The following is a 17,865-nucleotide window of genomic DNA, read 5'->3' on the forward strand; positions in this document are numbered from 1 at the left end:
ATAAAGCCGATATCGCCTTACTCCTATTTAGGAATTGGGAACGAGATGGTCGTGCCTTGTCCAATTACACTTTCTATTGTTAACTCCACGCCAAATAATTGCTTTAGGCGTTGTTCGGTGTTAACGAGACCAACGCTTGTTTGTTTTTTAGGGCCAGTGTTATCGAAGCCAACACCATTATCGGAGATGGATATTGCAAAGTGCTCCTCGGCTTCTGCAATGCGAATTGTGACGGTTCCTCCTTGTATGCGAGGTAAAATGCCATGCTGGATGGCGTTTTCAACTAGTGTTTGAATCGACAGTGGTGGGACTGATAGCTCTATATTTTCAGGGATGTCCCATATTACTTGAACTCTATTACCGAAGCGTATTTGCTCGATTGCTATATAGGAGTGAACGAGCTTTAATTCGTAGCTGATAGGCACAACTAAGTCGGCATTTTGGAAATCAAAGCTCATCTGTAGATAATCACTGAAAGCTAGCAGTAATTCTTCCATTTGCTCATCATCTACCCCGTGTAGGGATACAATTGAGTTGAGTGTATTAAAGAAAAAGTGAGGCTGAATTTGTGCTTGTAGCCATGCTGCCTCAATCCGTAGACGTTCTTCACTTGTTTGCTTGACGCGAACAAGTGCATTGACCCTAGATTTAAGTTCTACATATTCCATTGGCTTCTTAACATAATCATTTGCACCACTTAAAAAGGCAAGCTGTATATCCTCTCTTTGCTGACGAGCTGTTAAGAAAAGTATTGGCAGTTCGGAAATAGAGAATCGCTCACGAATTCGTTGAGCTAACTCATAACCTGACATATGTGGCATCATAATGTCCGAAATTATCAGATCAAAGCTACCTTCCTGCAGCTTTTCTAGAGCCTCAGCACCACTTAATGCAGTTTCAATTTCATAAGGCTCTGTAGACAGCACGTTGGTAAGCACCTGCAAGTTTACAGCATCATCATCAACAATTAAAACGCGTGAATGACTTGTCACAAGAGATCCTTTTTCGGTAGCTGCAGTAATTTCACCTTCAAATTTGGAAAGATTGTTTAGTAATGAAACGTATTTTGAAAGAGAAGCATCGTTTTCAGCGTTTAAATCGGCTTCATCTACAGCTAGATTTTTAGCTATCGGTAACGAGAAAGTAAACGTAGAGCCTTTTCCAACAGTTGATGATAGCGATATTGTGCCTCCGTGTAAGATAACGAGTTCCTGACATATGCTTAAGCCGAGTCCAAGTCCACCACCTATAGATGTCATACTCGAATCAACTTGCTCATATGGTTCAAATATACTTTCTTGCATGTCCTTTTCAATACCAATTCCCGTATCTGTAATAGAAATATATAGTTTTTTACCAACCACCTCAGCATCACATATAATAGAACCTTTTTCTGTAAATTTAATGGCATTATGAAATAAGTTCGTAAAAATTTGAATAAGCCGAGTCTCATCTGCTAATACAGGTGGTAAATCTTTAGGGATGTTTATTATTAGCTCTACTGGTTTTCCTTTTAACATAAAAAGAAAAATGTTGCTTACACCGCTTGTTAAATTATAAACATTAATCGGCTTTGGCTGAAGACGAATAGTTTTTTCCTTTAGTTTTACTAAATCTAGTAAATCATCTAGCATATAGGACATATGATTACCGATTGTCAGTAGAAGTTTTAAATCATCATTGTTTTTTTCAGCGAACTGATGATCCTGCTTAACTAACAGTGTTTGTGCAATACTCATCATGCCGTGCAGTGGGTTGCGAAGCTCATGAGAGGTATTCGCAAGAAAATCATCCTTCGTGTTAATCTCTTTTTGCAGCTTTACTGTAAGTTTTTCAGTTTGCAGCGTTGTTTGAAAATATTGCGTAAACCAAAATGCTGATATAGCAGTAATGGCAATCAATAGATCGAAGGGGTAATGACTATAAGGCAATGTAGCATTCTGCCTTAATGAGAAATATAGCGAATTAGTTACGACAGCAGTGCCCGTTAATAATAAAAATACAACCCCTTTTTTTCCTTTAATGACTATAATCAGCATAAAAATAGTTATAATAATAGGAGAAACACTAATGAGTATTGTGAAAATAAATTTAGTGCTAATAATATACTCGATAGGAGCTAGTACAATAAATAGTAGGTACACAGCACATAGCATTGGAACAACGGTTAATATTTTGGGCTTTGAATATTCCTTGACTAAATCGCGTAGAAATAAAATAAAAAACAACATGTTATTAATATAAGAAAAGTAATAGATTTTGTATGCCCAAATCCAGTTAATGGGCATGTAAATATATAAAATTTTATTGCTCGAAACAAGCACGGTTATACAAGTAGAAATAATGATCATTGCAAAGTAAATAAGTGATTTGCTTCGAATACCTATCGCAAAAAGTAAAGCAGTGAAAAGTAAGTAAAATATAAAGACTAGGCAAACTGCCATTTGCGTTGCAATTGAAAAGAACTTTGTTCGTTCCATGGAGTGTAAATCGCCAAAAATAATATCTTTTGTAAAACCGCCCTGTGCAAATCGATTTGTTTGGACACCTTGTATGATGATCTCGCTTTCACTGGAATCTAGCGTAAAATAATGTGTAATAGGTCTACTGGCGGGGGCAGTTTTTTCATTATCTGATGTAATGTCTCCTAGACTTCCGATAAGCTTTCCATCAACATAAAGCTCATAAGGTGACAGTCCTTCAGGTATGGTAATGCCATACAGTTGAGGCTTTTTGTCATCTTTCAAAATAGTTAAGCGATAAGAACCATAATGAATATTTGTTTCGTTGTTAAAGTATTTATCCCATGATTCTGGTAAAGTGGAATAAATTTTATGACCATTCTGTTTATATGGTTTTGGATTTTCTGAAACGAGTAGGGTGTTGGGGTAAAACTCCCATTCGCCATGTAGCTTTCTTTTAAAGTCTTTGCTTGTTTCAACACCTCTTAAATCGATAGTACCTTGTTTTGCAACTGCTCCTTCTGGGACATCAATGATATTCATCCAGGTAAATCGAAGTAATGTAAGCAAGCTAAAGAATAAGCTAACAATCAGAACAATCTTTAAATTTTTGGAGATAATTTGCTTTTTTATCATAGAAGTTAATTTTCGACAGATTCCTTAAAAAATCCTTCAAAAGTAATGATTTTCTATCAGGTTTGAAAGAAATAGAACGATATTAATAGTATGACAAGTGTTTAAGGAGGGGATGTTATGAGAATTGTGATAGTTGATGATGAACATCTACCATTAACGAGATTAAAAACCTTACTTGAAAAAAGTAGTATCTCAGAAATTGACATAGTTGGAGAATATACAGATTCTCTAGAAGCAATTGCTCAAATACATAGTTACAACCTGATGTTGTATTTTTAGATATTGTAATGCCTGGTATGAATGGACTTGAGCTAGGTGGGAAAATTCAAGAAATATCGCCGCACGTGGAAATTGTCTTTACCACAGGCTATGACCAATACGCTATAGATGCTTTCAATTTGCATGCTATAGATTATCTCTTAAAGCCTGTACAAAAGCTTCGTTTACATAAATCATTGGAACGGCTTCAACAGATGATCGAAAAGAATCAGCCAATCACAGCTAAACAAAAAATGATTAAGCTGTTAGGGGGTCTGAAGGTAGCGTCGCCTGATGGTAATGCACACTTAATGAAGTGGCGTACGTCGAAAGCAAAAGAATTGTTTGCTTATATACTTAGTCATCGCAATGAAATGATTTATCGAGACACCATTTTGGAATTGTTTTGGCCAGAATCTGATATAGATAAGGCATGTAAGCAGCTTTATACAGCTATTTATACAATCCGACAAACTTTGAAAAATTATGGACTTGACGGTGTTCAAATCTCAAGTCCGTTGTTGAATTCAGGCTATAAATTATTGTTGGAAGATGTAGTAATTGATGTAGAGCAATGGCTGGCTCAATTAAAATCTTTACCTCCGCTACAACAGAGTACAGTAGAAGAGCATGAGCGTGTATTCCAAGTCTATACAGGGGATTATTTGGGCGATAGTGATTACATATGGTCAGAAAGTGAAAGAGAGCGACTAAGACGTTTGTGGACACATCATGCACAGCAATTATGTGAGTTTTATACTTTACATGAAAACTATCTTGCTGCGGTGAAAGTGCAAGAAAAAGTTCAATCATTTTCACCTAATGAGGAAGATAGCTATTTCACCTTGATGAAGCTCTATCATTTACTAAACAATGCCGCTGCTGTGGGGGAACAATATTGGCTGTTAAAGAAAATGTTGCAGGAGCAATTAGCGGTGGAGCCTAGTGAAGGAATTGAGAAATGGTATAAAAATTGGGAAAGAGAATATACAGATGTTTTGGTCTAAGACTGGCTCTATATGAGAGAAAAGGACTCTCTCGGTGTAGAGTCCTTTTTATTTTCTATTTTTGATTACCGTAACTTTGCGCTTCTTTATAAATGCTGATTGCCTTGTCTAAACTGTTAATAGCATCTGTCACTTCGTACGAAGATGCATAGGAGTTACTGACAACTGATTGAGTGTTTTGCACTGCTCTTTCTAAGTCACGTTTTGCTCTTTCTGTTGTCCACTTTTCATAATAGGGTACGTCAGTTCCATCTCCGTTAGCAGAAGTCTTTACATACTGAACAGAACTAATGAGTGACGTTAGCCAAGATTTATCAACATAATTCCGATAATTTACACCGGATTTATGAGTACTTCTATACGTTGAAATAGCATTATATAAATAATTATAGGCAGACGAAATATCTGACTGAGACGAGTAGCCATTATTGGCAACACTTTGAGCGTATGAAACCGCATTGACTAAAGTGTCTTTTTCGCTTTGTGTCGTCCAAATGACATTAGAAGATAATTCAGATCCATTGACAGAAACGGTCACATATTGAACAGAGTTAATAAGTGATGAAAGGGCAGATCGATCGGCATTAGTTTGGTAAGTACCATATTTTTGTGCATTTTTATAAACAGTAATCGCGTAGTTTAAATTGCTAATAGAATTTGAGATATCAGACTGAGTTGAATAGCTATTATTTGCAACAGACTGTGCGGATGAAACGGCATTGACTAAAGCATCCTTCTCACTTTGAGTTGTCCAAGGTGTATATGATGCTACATCATTACCGTTATTCCAAGAAACTGCAACATACTGAACAGAGTTAATAAGCGATACAAGGGCAGATCGATCGCTATTAGTTTGGTAAGTACCATATTTTTGTGCATTTTTATAAACCGTGATCGCGTAGTTTAAATTGCTAATAGAATTTGTGATATCAGACTGAGTTGAATAACTATTATTTACAACATACTGAGCAGATGAAACGGCAGAAGCTAAAGCATCCTTCTCACTTTGAGTCGTCCAAGGTACATATGAAGCTACATCATTACCATTATTCCAAGAGACTGTAACATACTGAACAGAATTGATAAGCGATTGAAGTGAAGATTTATCGCCATAAGTATATTTTGTTCCATTCTTTTGTGCGGCTTGATAAGCTACTAATGCGTTTTTATAGTGTGTAATCGCATTGCTCACTTGTTCCTGTGAGGCGTTGGGATTATTAGCTACTGCTCCTGCACTTGCTACTACGGATTCGAAAGCAGAACGGTCAGCCTGTGTTGTCCATTTTTCAGTTGTTAAAATGTCATTTCCATTATAAGAAACTGCAACATACGGAGGTGAAGACACTAATTTACTTAGCTCTGATTTATTCACGACTGGTAAAATTACAGAGGCCTTTTTATCATCCACCTGCACTTTGTTAATTTGATGTCCTGAATCTAAAGCTACCTTCGCTCCATGTTTGACAATCACTTGCTCAATTTTACCCTCTCCATAAAGGCTAAAATCATTTTCAACATCGATTATAAGTTTATCAACATTAGCCTTAACTTCAAATGAATTTACTTTACCTACCACATCGACTTTAGAAATAGGTTGGTCAGAAGTCACATTTATTTTAGAGCGTTCCACATTAATCTTTGAGTATTTAATATCTTTTAAAGAGACATATAACCAATTTACTTTTCTCGTCAGTAGAGGCTTGAATGTGATCGTCTCCTCAACGTCTACTCCATCGATAGTAATTGCTTTCTTTACTCGGTTCGTTATGATAAGTTCACCGTCAATATCAATATTTTGCACTTTAACATAATCCGCATTTACAGTTAGATTTCCTGCTATCTGTGCATCACCGCCATCAAAATACACTGCTTTTTTGTTTGTACCAGCTTTATTTAATGTTAGTGCTGTAACGCTTGTAATTTCACCGTTTTTCACTACGACTGTGGCTTCGGCATTCGTTAATGCAGTTTTATTCGATGTATTAAAGAGGGGCTTCAGCGACTGACTAATTTTAAATTGGCCATTGGATGTAATTACTTTATCTTTAGTGATATTGGTAATGGTAACGCTTTGACCTGATGGAACCTTTGTTTTGGCTGCAACTATCTGCTCATCAATTTGAATTGAGTGAGGTGAATCATTAGAAGCAGCGTTTGCAGTTGACGCTGGCAACACTAACGTTGCTGTAATAGCAGTTGCCATAAAAGTAGTGAACACTTTATTCTTCATTTTAGTCACTCCGATCATTGTATTTAATGGATAATATATCATAGATTACTTTAATTTAGTATAAAAGGGGTTATGTTTTGTTATTTATCATAATGAAGTAAAACAATAGTCCTTTTTTTCGTAATATTTAATACTTTTCTGAAATCCTTCGATAAATTTATAAAATTCTACTTTATTCGCTAAATCTTTTATTGTGGTACAACATTCCATCCATTATTATGTTATAAAAAAGGGGTGTTGTGATGAAAAAATCTAAGAGTATTTCTTTAAAACTATCTTCCCTAATAATAGGGTTATTTTTAGTATTATTTATTACTTATATAACGATTACAGGTAATATTTTAAAGACTCAAAGTGTTGATGATGCGGAAAGTGCGACGCTTGAAACTGCAGAATATTCAGCAGCAAAGATGGGTGAACGTTTTGAGAAAGCAAATAATACATTACTGACAACGAAGCGGATAATTGAAAGTATGGAGAAAAATGGCGAGCTTTCCGCTAAAGGCGTCATAGATATGATGGAAAGTAATTTAGTTAATAATGAAGATTTACTTGGTGTAGGCGCTGTTTTTGAACAGAACTCCACAAAGATCGATCCGACAATTCATGCTACTTTAGTGGATTCAAAAAATCGCTTTGTCCCTTACTTAAGTAAAGATGAGAATAAAATAACAACTGCTTCTCTTGAAGGCCTGGAAGATAAGAGTGTTTCTGAGTGGTATTGGATACCGAAAGAAGAAGGACGAGCAATTTTAACGGAGCCTTATGATTATAATGTGAATGGAAAAACAGTACTAATGACAACGATTTCTGTTCCATTAGTCGATGCTTCAGGATCATTTTTCGGCATATTGACGGCAGATTTGGCTATTGATTATTTAACTGAATTGACAGAGTCCGTAAAGCCAGATGGTGGCTATGCAGCAATTATTACTAATAATGGGATTTTAACAGCAAATAGCTTTGGTGAGGCTTTAAAGGGATTAAATATGCAAGATCATATGGATTGGACAAGCATTAAGCAAACTATGGATAATGGCGAGCTAAAAAGTATGTATATGGATTCGGCAGAACTTAAGGAAAATGCATTTAATGTTTTTGCTCCGATGATTTTAGATGGAATTGATGAGACATGGACTGTACAAATAGTGCTACCTAAATCCAAAATATTAGAAACTTATAATCATGTACTTATTTTTACAATTATAGCCTCAATTATTATAGTTGTTTTAATGACCGTTGCTAGTGCCTTGTTTATCTATAAACTATTGAAGCCATTAAAGTTTTTACGTACTTCTATTGAAACGGCGGCAGAAGGAGATTTAACTCAAAAAGTAGATGAACAATATATTAAGACTGATGAGATTGGTATGGTTGCACTAGCTTATAATAATATGCTAGATCAAACGAATAGTGCCATTCAAACGGTTCTGAATTCGACGACATTGCTTAATCAATCATCCAATCATGTTCATGAAGCATTTAATGAAATAGTAGCTTCAAGTCAAGAGGTTTCTGTAGCTATTAATGAAATTGCACAAGGGGCATCAAAACAATCTGAGGATACAGAAGAAACAAACTATCGAATGATTGATCTATCCGATCAGATTGATGCCATTACATCGCTTTCGAATGAAATGGATGAGCTATCGAATAAAACGAAAGCAACTACAGATAAAGGTATGAAAGAAGTCGAAAGCTTACGTGAACGTAATGCAGAAACAAATACAATGAATGGACGTATTCAACAGCAAGTCGAGTCTTTGGCGTCCAATATTGCCAATATTAATCAAGTGATCTCGTCTATTCAAGGTATTACAGAGCAAACAAATTTACTAGCTTTAAATGCAAGCATAGAGGCTGCTCGAGCTGGTGAACATGGTAAAGGTTTTGCAGTTGTTGCCGAGGAAGTGCGAAAGCTAGCAGAGCAATCAAAAAATGAAACAGAGGTCATAAAGCGAACAGTAGATAGTATTCTTGTAAATTCTCAGCAAACAGTTGCTGTCATTGCTTCAAACGCGGGCTTAATAGAAGCTCAAAATGAATCAGTACAAGGTACGGAGCTTGCGTTTAAAGATAATAGTGAGCTTTCTAGTTCTATCGCAACTTCAATTAATGAATTAATGACTCAGCTTTCTCATATGTTAGAGCATAAAAATCAAGCGATTATGGCAATCCAAAGTATTTCAGCTATTTCAGAGGAGACTGCTGCATCTGCGGAACAGGTAAGTGCGTCTGCTATTGATCAGCAAGCAGAGCTACAAAAGGTTGCAGATTCCATTAATAATATGAAAGAGATTTCCAATGAATTACAAGCGGTCGTTAATCGATTTAAGCTTGCTTAATGTTAAAGGATGAATTTTAAGAAGGACTGCCTGATTTCGGAGGCAGTCTTTCTTTTTTGCATTTTTCCCGATAAAAAACACTGGATTAGTATTGTACATTTCAGAAGAAAATACCTTTCATGAATGATGAGATAACATTGAGGTGCATTGACCGAGCGAAAAAACAGCACTACTATAGGAAAGGAAAGGGGGACATCACTATGATGTATCTCGGTATGATTTTCTTCCAGATTGTCGCTCCTATTTTGGTGCTTCTAGTACTTGGCGCAGTTTTACAAAAGAAATTTCACTTTAATTTAAAGGCATTATCTCAGCTTATTACATATTGCTTTATGCCAGCAGCTGTTTTTGTGAATTTATACGAAACGCGTATAGAGCTGCCAGTTCTTGTAGAAGTTGCATTATTTATTGTACTCTTTATCGGCAGCCAAATGGTGCTTAGTCACTTTATAGCAAAGGGACTTGGTTTAGTAAAAACAGAGGCTGCAGTGTTTAAAAATAGTGTAGTCCTTATTAATTCGGGCAACTATGGTATTCCAGTTGCACAAATGATTTTTGTGACGCAGCCGATTGGAGTAGCGATTCAGGTCATTCTCGTAATCTTTCAAAATATGACGACTTATACATACGGCTTGTACAATTTAATTTCTTCAACAAAATCAGGCATGTCTATTGTGAAAGATTTCCTCAAAATGCCTATTATTCATGCCCTTATTATTGGTGTAGCGATGAACTATTTTGATATCACTATTCCACAGTTTATAAAAATTCCGATAGACCATGTGGCAGATGGCTTTATCGCTGTAGCGTTAATAACGTTAGGGGCACAGCTATCACAGCTTGAAATCAAATCGATGTTCAATAAGACGGTATTTATTAGTTGTTTTACACGACTAATCATAGGGCCAGCTGTAGCTTTACTTATTATTTTTACACTTGGCTTAGACGGTGTCGTGGCACAATCTCTTTTTATAGCTAGTTCTTTCCCGACATCACGTAATAGCTCTAGTCTAGCATTAGAATACGATGTGGAATCGGCAACTGCCGCACAAACTGTTTTATTCTCAACGATTGTAAGCTGTATTACCGTGACAATTGTGATTTATGTAGCGGAACTGTTGTTTACCTAACGGCTAGTTGTTTTCGGACTAAGATAGAGTGACAGCCGTTCTGGAGTGTGAGGCTTTACTACCGATTTATAAAAATATTTTGTTAAAACGTACGCCGTATATATAGTTGATTGGAGTGGAGACTGGGCGACTCCTTGGGGATTAGCAATAGAGGAACGAAGGCTAAAAACATCACGTCCTGTGATAATGCCTTCGTGACCAACATCGGTGCTGCTGCTGTCGCTGCGCTTTCGCACAAACAAACCCCTCTGCTGCCGCTACGTTAGCACTACGCTTTCGCGCAAAAAACATCTATTGGCCCGAGACCCTGTAGCGAAGCGAAGCGGCTCATCGGACGCCCCCCAGGAAGCTCTGCTCTGCGCGAAAGCGAAGCGTCAGCGGCAAATGTTTTATCTGTGCGAAAGCGAAGCGTCAGCAACAAATGTTTTCTGTAGCGAAAGCAAAGCGACAGCTACAAAGCGCCCAGTCGGAACGGAAATCAACCTCACGTTTGGGTAATAAGCCAAAAATTATCAAATGAAGCTTCCATCTCTTAGCAATATCTGCTACACTAGCATCAAACTTAATAGCATTAACTAGGGGAGTCTGATGAGTCGGGCTGAGAGGGAAACGCATAGAGGTTTCTTGACCCTTTGGACCTGATCTGGCTCATACCAGCGTGGGAAAGTTAACCTTTATTGCAATATAAGCTCTTTGCGATAACTATACCTTTACATTCTTAGCCGGATCCAAAAAAAATTTTGGATTCGGCTTTTGTTTTTTTGAGGGGTGAGCTAGATTTGGTCCTTGTATAAAAATACGTAAAAACGGGAGCGAAATAGTTCATGACAACAGTTAGCGAAAAGAATATTACGATTATGTCAAATTTTGATGGAAGCAAAAAAGTGTATGTGGAAGGATCACGACCAGATATTTTAGTGCCAATGCGTGAGATTGCTTTAAGTCCAACGACAGGTAGCTTCGGTGAAGAGGAAAATGCGCCAGTTCGTGTCTATGATACGAGTGGTCCGTATACGGATCCTGCATATAAGGTAGATATTACGAAAGGATTGCCAACTTTACGTAGTGCATGGATCAGAGAACGAGGTGACGTCGAGGAATACGAAGGTCGTACAATCAAGCCAGAGGATAACGGTTTCCGTAATGCGGATGATCCTCGTATTCAAGAAAATGTTTTTCCGGATTTATCTAGAAAACCTCTACGTGCTAAGAAAGGTGGAAATATAACTCAGCTTCACTATGCGCGAAAAGGAATTATTACACCAGAAATGGAGTTTGTAGCGATTCGCGAAAACATAGATCCTGAATTTGTGCGCTCAGAGATTGCGGCGGGTCGAGCTATTTTACCTTCTAATATTAACCACCCTGAGGCCGAGCCAATGATTATTGGACGTAATTTTCATGTAAAAATTAACGCCAATATTGGAAATTCAGCGGTGTCATCCTCTATTGCGGAAGAGGTAGAAAAAATGACGTGGGCTACCCGTTGGGGCGCTGATAACATTATGGATTTATCGACTGGTAAGCATATTCATACGACGCGTGAATGGATTATCCGTAATGCCGCAGTGCCAGTAGGGACAGTACCGATTTATCAAGCGCTAGAAAAAGTAAATGGTGTGGCAGAGGATTTAACGTGGGAAGTGTATCGTGATACGTTGATTGAGCAGGCTGAGCAAGGTGTTGATTATTTCACAATTCACGCAGGGGTATTGCTGCGCTATGTACCATTAACGGCGAATCGTGTAACGGGTATAGTGTCCCGTGGCGGTTCGATTATGGCACAATGGTGTTTATATCATCACCAAGAGAGCTTCTTATATACGCATTTTGAAGAAATCTGCGAAATTATGAAAACATATGATGTTGCCTTCTCCTTAGGTGACGGTTTACGTCCAGGTTCTATCGCAGATGCTAATGATGAGGCGCAGTTTGCGGAGCTAGAAACGCTAGGGGAATTAACGCAAATTGCCTGGAAGCATGATGTACAGGTGATGGTAGAAGGACCAGGGCATGTACCAATGCATCTTATTAAAGAAAACATGGACAAGCAGTTAGAGGTGTGTAAGGAAGCTCCTTTCTATACTTTAGGGCCGTTGACAACAGATATCGCTCCTGGCTATGACCATATTACATCAGCTATTGGTGCTGCAATGATAGGCTGGTTTGGTACGGCAATGCTGTGCTATGTAACACCTAAAGAACATTTAGGATTACCAAATCGGGAGGATGTTCGAGTAGGGGTTATTACGTATAAAATTGCTGCACACGCAGCTGATTTAGCGAAAGGGCATCCGGGAGCACAGCAGCGTGACGATGCATTATCTAAAGCACGCTTCGAATTCCGCTGGCGCGATCAATTCAACTTAGCGCTAGATCCAGAGCGAGCGGTAGAATATCATGATGAAACATTACCTGCAGAAGGGGCGAAAACAGCGCACTTCTGTTCGATGTGTGGACCTAAGTTTTGTAGTATGAGAATCTCGCAGGATATTCGTAATTATGCAAAGGATAAAGATATGAATACTACGGAAGCTATTCATAAAGGTATGCAGGAAAAGGCAGAGGAATTTAAAAAGGCGGGCAGTCAGATTTATCAATAATGCAAAGCGTAAGGCTTGTGTCTATTTTTTAGGCACAAGCTTTTCTTAATCATTAAAACGTAAAAAAACTCCATGTGAAGTTGCTCTTCGCATGGAGTAAAAAGTTGGATTTGGATATCAATAATAAGTGGAAAATATCAATTAAGCCTAGGCTGAAATAAATTAAACGTTAGTTGGTTGTTTTACGTATGGGTTTGAAAGATCCATACCTTCTAATGAAAGACCCATCGCTTTTGCTACACCTTCACCATATGCAGGATCAGCTAAATAGCAATGAAGGATGTGACGACGTTTGATGAACTCCTCAACTGGTGCCATATCGTTAGCTGTAGTTTCGAATAGGCGTTGTTGCTCTTCTGCCGACATTAGACGGAATAATTTACCTGGCTGCTCGAAGTAATTGTTGTCATCTTCACGGAAGTCGTGGATACCAGCATGACCGTCAATACGTAAGTCAGGTTCTTTATGGTCTAAATTATGCTCCCATTCGCCGTAGCTATTTGGTTCATAGCCCAAAGTTGAACCAAGGTTTCCATCGAAACGCATAGCACCATCGCGGTGGAATGAACGGAATGGGCATTTTGGTGCGTTTACAGGAAGCGAGTGGTGGTTTACACCTAAGCGGTAGCGATGTGCATCAGCATATGCAAAGATACGACCTTGTAACATTTTGTCTGGAGAGAAGCTAATACCAGGAACAATGTTAGATGGTGCGAACGCTGCTTGTTCAACCTCTGCAAAGTAATTGTCTGGATTTTTGTTTAACTCGAATTCACCAACAGGAATTAGTGGGAAGTCTTTTTTATACCATACTTTTGTTAAGTCAAATGGGTTATATGGTAATTCACGAGCTTGTTCTTCTGTCATTACTTGAATGTACATTTTCCATTTAGGGAAGTCGCCTTTTTCGATTGACTCATATAGATCGCGTTGTGAAGATTCACGGTCTTTACCGATCAATTCCGCTGCCTCATCACCAGTTAAGTTTTGAATACTTTGCTCTGTACGGAAGTGGAATTTAACCCATACGCGCTCGTTTTCAGCATTAATGAAGCTATAAGTGTGAGAGCCGAAACCATGCATATGGCGGTAGCCAGCTGGGATACCACGGTCAGACATAACTATTGTTACTTGGTGAAGTGCCTCTGGTAATAAAGTCCAGAAGTCCCAGTTTGAATTTGCGTTTTTCATATTTGTACGTGGATCACGTTTTACCACGTGGTTTAAATCAGTAAAGTGTAATGGATCACGGAAGAAGAAGACAGGTGTATTATTACCAACTAAATCCCAGTTGCCCTCTTCTGTATAGAATTTAAGCGCGAACCCACGGATGTCACGCTCAGCATCTGCTGCACCGCGCTCACCCGCAACAGTTGAGAAGCGTGCGAACATTTCTGTTTTTTTCCCAATCTCTGAGAAGATTTTAGCTTTTGTATATTTAGTAATATCATGAGTTACAGTGAAAGTACCGAATGCACCTGAGCCTTTAGCGTGCATACGACGTTCAGGAATCACTTCACGGTTGAAGTTTGCTAATTTTTCAACTAACCATACATCTTGAAGTAATAGAGGACCACGAGGACCTGCTGACATTGAGTCATGGTTGCTTACTACGGGTGCACCACCTGCTGTTGTGAAGCGGCGGCTACGATCATTTGCGTTTGTCATATTAGTTTACCTCCTGAAAAAAGATGAGAGTTGAACTCTTCATGAATTACTATAACAAATATAAAATAGAATTGCTAGTAAATTATAATGATTATTGTTAAAGAATTTTTACATTAAGATATAAACTTTAAATATATGTGTGGAATTATTAATATATGCATAGATTTTTGTGGTATTTAAGCTTTTCTAAAACGTTATAAAGAAATAAGAAGATAAATGCTTCTATATTTTCCCGACTAAAGGTAAATAGAAATAAAGAGAATCCTTGTGTAAAATCCTTTCAAATTGAAAAAATTTATGCTAATTGAAAAATTCTAGCGTACTTCTTTTCAAGCTTTACGATAACGATTAGGAGTAATACCAATTTGCTGTTTAAAAATTTTAATGAAATAATTCGGATCATCAAAGCCATTTAAATAGGCAATTTCACTAATAGCAAAATCTGTTTCTACAAGCATTTTTGTAGCATTATGAATTCGGACTTGCTGTAGGTAGCGTTTAAATGGCAGTCCTCGCTTCTTTGAAAAAATCGTACTTAAATAATTGGGACTAATCCCTAACTTATGAGCAACGAAAGGTAAAGACAACCCGCTATCCTGAAATTGTTGATCAATAATTTCTATTGCCAGTTCTACATAGTCGGCTCGTTTTTCTAATCGTGCCTCACGAGCTAATTCAATAAGTCTTTGAGTAAACGAAATAATGCTATTTAGAATGGTATAAAATATCGGATGCTCGATGATTAAATGAAAAAGCTGGCGATAATTTTGCTCAATTGCGGCTTTCTCATGTAATTTATATTTCAGCATAAAGCGGCGAATTTGTGCCAATACACTCGTTAGATGAATACGTAAGTCATCTTGCTCATAATAAATTCCTTCATTAGATAGTCTATATAAAAATGCTTTGACGGCTTCAAGATTTCCGTCCTCTAAACTACTTATCAGTAATTGTTGCTCCTCTGGTGTTAACAAAGGATCGAGAGGCTGTGCTTCAAACTGTTTACTCGCATAGAAAATGTGTCCAAAGCCTTCGTAAAAACTTTGATGAAGGGCACGCTCTGTTAATGTATACATATTCTTTATCGTTGTAGGTTCTCCATCATAAATCCCGATATTTAAAGAGCTATTGTGTGACATCCACCATTCCTTCATTAGTGTCCGAACATCCTTTTCAACAATCTTTAAATCATCCGTTTGAAATAAGCAGACGATTCTATCTGATAAAGGATAAATCTTCATATGATAAAAAATAGGTGTTTGCTGGAGCCAGTTGAACAGCTTATTAAACATTTCTGAATGCTCAGGCTCGATCATGGTGAAATGTATATTTGTTTCTATTGAACTTGTCTTACTATCTAAAAATAATCGATAGTAAAAAGATTCATCAGAAGTTTCTTGATAAGCTACCTTTGGCTTTGGTGTACGAAGAGAAATAGCAGTGAGTTTTTGCTTTAATATTTCTAAATCAATTGGTTTAACAAAAAGATGTGCGACCTGTAAATCAATTGCCCTCAATGCATTTTTAAATAAGGGCTCCGTCGTCATAGCTAGAATAGTTCCCGATTGTTTTTGCAAAACACGATAAAGTGCAGTTAAACGATTATTTGAAATTAGGTCGATGTTCAGTAGTATTACCTCAGGCTCGAATTGCTGGATACTTTGAGGCGCCTCATTTATAGCTGTACACATTTCAATCGTTACATCTCCAGGAAAATACGTATGTAAAAACCAACGAATACCTGTAAGTTCAGTAGGATCTCGATCAATTAATAACACCTTCATGACAATTAATCTCCTTAAAACAATCTAGTTTCGTAAAAAAATACGATTATATTATTAAAAATAACAAAAAATCTGAAATAAATCATGTTTTTTCTTTTAAAATTCTCTATTTTCTGAAAAATGTAGTTAGTACAATGTAAATAGAGTAATCGCTATTATAAAAAGCATTTTTTACATAGCACAGAAGGAATAGGGGGATATCATATGAAGTCTATCATCGAGCTGGATGGCAATACATTAACGAGACAGCAAATCGAAGAAATTGTAAAAGGTCATGCTACGGTTGCACTATCTACAGAAAGTGTGGAGCGTATTCGCTTAAGTAGAGAACGAATTGAAAAGCGTTTAGCTGAAGGGCAAACAATTTATGGTGTGAATACAGGGTTTGGAAAATTAAGCAATATAAAAATTGAAGAGGAAGACATTGAGCTTTTACAACTAAACTTATTGCGCTCAGATGCAACAGGTGTTGGTGCTCCATTTCCAACAGATGTTGTGCGTGCAATGATGGTTTTACGTGCCAATGCTTTAGCGCGTGGTTTTTCAGGGATTCGTCAGGAAACAGTGCAACTACTTGTGGATTTGATAAATAAGGGAGTGCACCCGATTGTACCATCTCAAGGCTCGGTTGGAGCAAGTGGGGATTTAGCACCGTTATCACATTTGGCTTTAGTGCTAGTAGGTGAAGGTAAGGCTGAGTTTAACGGAGAGATTATGAGCGGTAGTGAGGCTTTAGAGCAAGCAGGGCTAACGCCGGTTCGACTTCAGGCTAAGGAAGGGCTAGCGCTTGTTAACGGTACACAAGCAATGACAGGGATTGGTGTTTTAACAGTGAACGAAGCAGAGCGTATTGGGCTTGCGGCAGATATGGCAGCGAGTTTAACACTTGAGGCACTAAAAGGGATTACATCAGCGTTTGACCCAGCACTTTTAGCAGTAAGACCACATCCGGAATTAGAGCTTGTAGGCGGGCGAATTCGTAAGTGGCTTGAGGGAAGTAAACGTGTGACGAAGCAAGGTGAGATACGGATGCAGGATGCTTATTCATTACGTTGTATCCCGCAAGTGCATGGTGCTTCCTGGCAATCGTTTTTCTATGCTCAGGACCGCGTGCAAACTGAGATGAATGCAACGACAGATAATCCGATTGTTTTAGAAAATGGAGAAGTGTTATCAGGAGGGCATTTCCATGGTCAACCAATTGCATTAGCGATGGACTTCTTAAAAGTTGGTGTAAGTGAGTGGGCTAATATTTCAGAGCGACGTACAGAGCGTATGGTTAATCCGTATCTTAATGAAGGTTTGCCGCCATTTTTAGCGACAAATCCTGGTATTGAATGTGGACTAATGATTGCACAATATACAGCGGCATCTATTGTTTCTGAAAATAAAGTGTTGGCACATCCTTCTAGTGTGGATTCCATACCGACGTCAGGTAACCAAGAGGATCATGTAAGCATGGGTACGACATCTGCTCGACAAGTGCGTCAAATCGTCCACAATGCTGCTCGTGTCATAGCGATAGAGATGATTTGTGCATCGCAGGCTATTCATCTAGATAAGGCAGAAGAGCAGTTATCTCCAACAACGCGAAAGTATTTAGAAAAAGTACGTGAATTTTGTCCGCCATTGTTAATGGATCAACCAATCGGCGATGAAATTGAAGCGCTTTCAGAGTATTTATTAACGAGTGATGTTCTGTTAAATGAGTTTATGTAAGCCTAAAGGCGATAACTTCCGAT

The 17,865-nt window shown here is 37.9% G+C and carries 11 protein-coding genes and 1 riboswitch; of the genes, 7 read left to right on the forward strand and 4 right to left on the reverse strand.

What is annotated here, in order from left to right; translation table 11 throughout:
- Positions 1-23 precede the first annotated feature (23 nt).
- Entirely contained in the window at positions 24-3,005 is a 2,982-nt protein-coding gene (locus tag AB9L17_RS01115) for a hybrid sensor histidine kinase/response regulator (protein WP_375199941.1), read from the reverse strand.
- Between the two features lie 210 nt (positions 3,006-3,215).
- On the opposite strand from AB9L17_RS01115, the gene AB9L17_RS01120 reads away from it, so the two are divergent.
- Positions 3,216-3,377, forward strand: a complete 162-nt coding sequence (locus AB9L17_RS01120) for a hypothetical protein (RefSeq protein ID WP_223555118.1) — start codon at positions 3,216-3,218, stop codon at positions 3,375-3,377.
- Between the two features lie 8 nt (positions 3,378-3,385).
- Positions 3,386-4,363: a response regulator gene (locus tag AB9L17_RS01125; RefSeq protein WP_263297549.1), complete on the forward strand. Its 978-nt coding sequence runs from the start codon at positions 3,386-3,388 to the stop codon at positions 4,361-4,363.
- 55 nt (positions 4,364-4,418) lie between these two features.
- Here the strand turns inward: AB9L17_RS01125 and AB9L17_RS01130 are convergent, their stop codons facing one another.
- Positions 4,419-6,593: an S-layer protein gene (locus AB9L17_RS01130; RefSeq protein WP_375199942.1), complete on the reverse strand. Its 2,175-nt coding sequence runs from the start codon at positions 6,591-6,593 to the stop codon at positions 4,419-4,421.
- A 242-nt stretch (positions 6,594-6,835) separates the two neighbouring features.
- Here AB9L17_RS01130 and AB9L17_RS01135 point away from each other — a divergent pair, with 242 nt between their 5' ends.
- The 4 genes from AB9L17_RS01135 to thiC all read left to right on the forward strand — a co-directional run bounded on the left by AB9L17_RS01135 (position 6,836) and on the right by thiC (position 12,671).
- Positions 6,836-8,938, forward strand: coding sequence for a methyl-accepting chemotaxis protein (locus AB9L17_RS01135; protein WP_068986087.1), 2,103 nt, complete (start codon positions 6,836-6,838; stop codon positions 8,936-8,938).
- A 200-nt stretch (positions 8,939-9,138) separates the two neighbouring features.
- Entirely contained in the window at positions 9,139-10,068 is a 930-nt protein-coding gene (locus AB9L17_RS01140) for an AEC family transporter (protein WP_068986086.1), read from the forward strand.
- A 294-nt stretch (positions 10,069-10,362) separates the two neighbouring features.
- Positions 10,363-10,566 (forward strand): hypothetical protein, encoded by a 204-nt coding sequence (locus tag AB9L17_RS01145; protein ID WP_223555113.1) that lies wholly within the window; start codon positions 10,363-10,365, stop codon positions 10,564-10,566.
- Positions 10,567-10,635: 69 nt separating this feature from the next.
- Positions 10,636-10,750: riboswitch (TPP riboswitch) on the forward strand.
- Positions 10,751-10,892: 142 nt separating this feature from the next.
- On the forward strand, positions 10,893-12,671 hold the full coding sequence (thiC, locus tag AB9L17_RS01150) for a phosphomethylpyrimidine synthase ThiC (protein WP_068986084.1): 1,779 nt from the start codon (positions 10,893-10,895) through the stop codon (positions 12,669-12,671).
- A gap of 162 nt (positions 12,672-12,833) precedes the next feature.
- Here thiC and AB9L17_RS01155 read toward each other — a convergent pair whose 3' ends face one another.
- Positions 12,834-14,339 (reverse strand): catalase, encoded by a 1,506-nt coding sequence (locus AB9L17_RS01155; RefSeq protein ID WP_068986083.1) that lies wholly within the window; start codon positions 14,337-14,339, stop codon positions 12,834-12,836.
- 329 nt (positions 14,340-14,668) lie between these two features.
- Positions 14,669-16,123 (reverse strand): helix-turn-helix domain-containing protein, encoded by a 1,455-nt coding sequence (locus tag AB9L17_RS01160; RefSeq protein WP_375199943.1) that lies wholly within the window; start codon positions 16,121-16,123, stop codon positions 14,669-14,671.
- A 204-nt stretch (positions 16,124-16,327) separates the two neighbouring features.
- On the opposite strand from AB9L17_RS01160, the gene hutH reads away from it, so the two are divergent.
- On the forward strand, positions 16,328-17,842 hold the full coding sequence (gene hutH, locus AB9L17_RS01165; RefSeq protein ID WP_068986081.1) for a histidine ammonia-lyase: 1,515 nt from the start codon (positions 16,328-16,330) through the stop codon (positions 17,840-17,842).
- Positions 17,843-17,865: the final 23 nt, after the last annotated feature.

Source organism: Lysinibacillus sp. RS11 (assembly GCF_042019215.1).
GTDB classification, from domain to species: domain Bacteria; phylum Bacillota; class Bacilli; order Bacillales_A; family Planococcaceae; genus Lysinibacillus; species Lysinibacillus xylanilyticus_A.

Coding starts and splice junctions, on each gene's coding strand:
- AB9L17_RS01130 (WP_375199942.1), bottom strand. CDS start 6,593: ATGAAGAATAAAGTGTTCACTACTTTTATGGCAACTGCTATTACAGCA.
- hutH (WP_068986081.1), top strand. CDS start 16,328: ATGAAGTCTATCATCGAGCTGGATGGCAATACATTAACGAGACAGCAA.
- AB9L17_RS01120 (WP_223555118.1), top strand. CDS start 3,216: ATGAGAATTGTGATAGTTGATGATGAACATCTACCATTAACGAGATTA.
- AB9L17_RS01140 (WP_068986086.1), top strand. CDS start 9,139: ATGATGTATCTCGGTATGATTTTCTTCCAGATTGTCGCTCCTATTTTG.
- AB9L17_RS01115 (WP_375199941.1), bottom strand. CDS start 3,005: ATGAATATCATTGATGTCCCAGAAGGAGCAGTTGCAAAACAAGGTACT.
- AB9L17_RS01155 (WP_068986083.1), bottom strand. CDS start 14,339: ATGACAAACGCAAATGATCGTAGCCGCCGCTTCACAACAGCAGGTGGT.
- AB9L17_RS01125 (WP_263297549.1), top strand. CDS start 3,386: ATGCCTGGTATGAATGGACTTGAGCTAGGTGGGAAAATTCAAGAAATA.
- AB9L17_RS01135 (WP_068986087.1), top strand. CDS start 6,836: ATGAAAAAATCTAAGAGTATTTCTTTAAAACTATCTTCCCTAATAATA.
- thiC (WP_068986084.1), top strand. CDS start 10,893: ATGACAACAGTTAGCGAAAAGAATATTACGATTATGTCAAATTTTGAT.
- AB9L17_RS01160 (WP_375199943.1), bottom strand. CDS start 16,123: ATGAAGGTGTTATTAATTGATCGAGATCCTACTGAACTTACAGGTATT.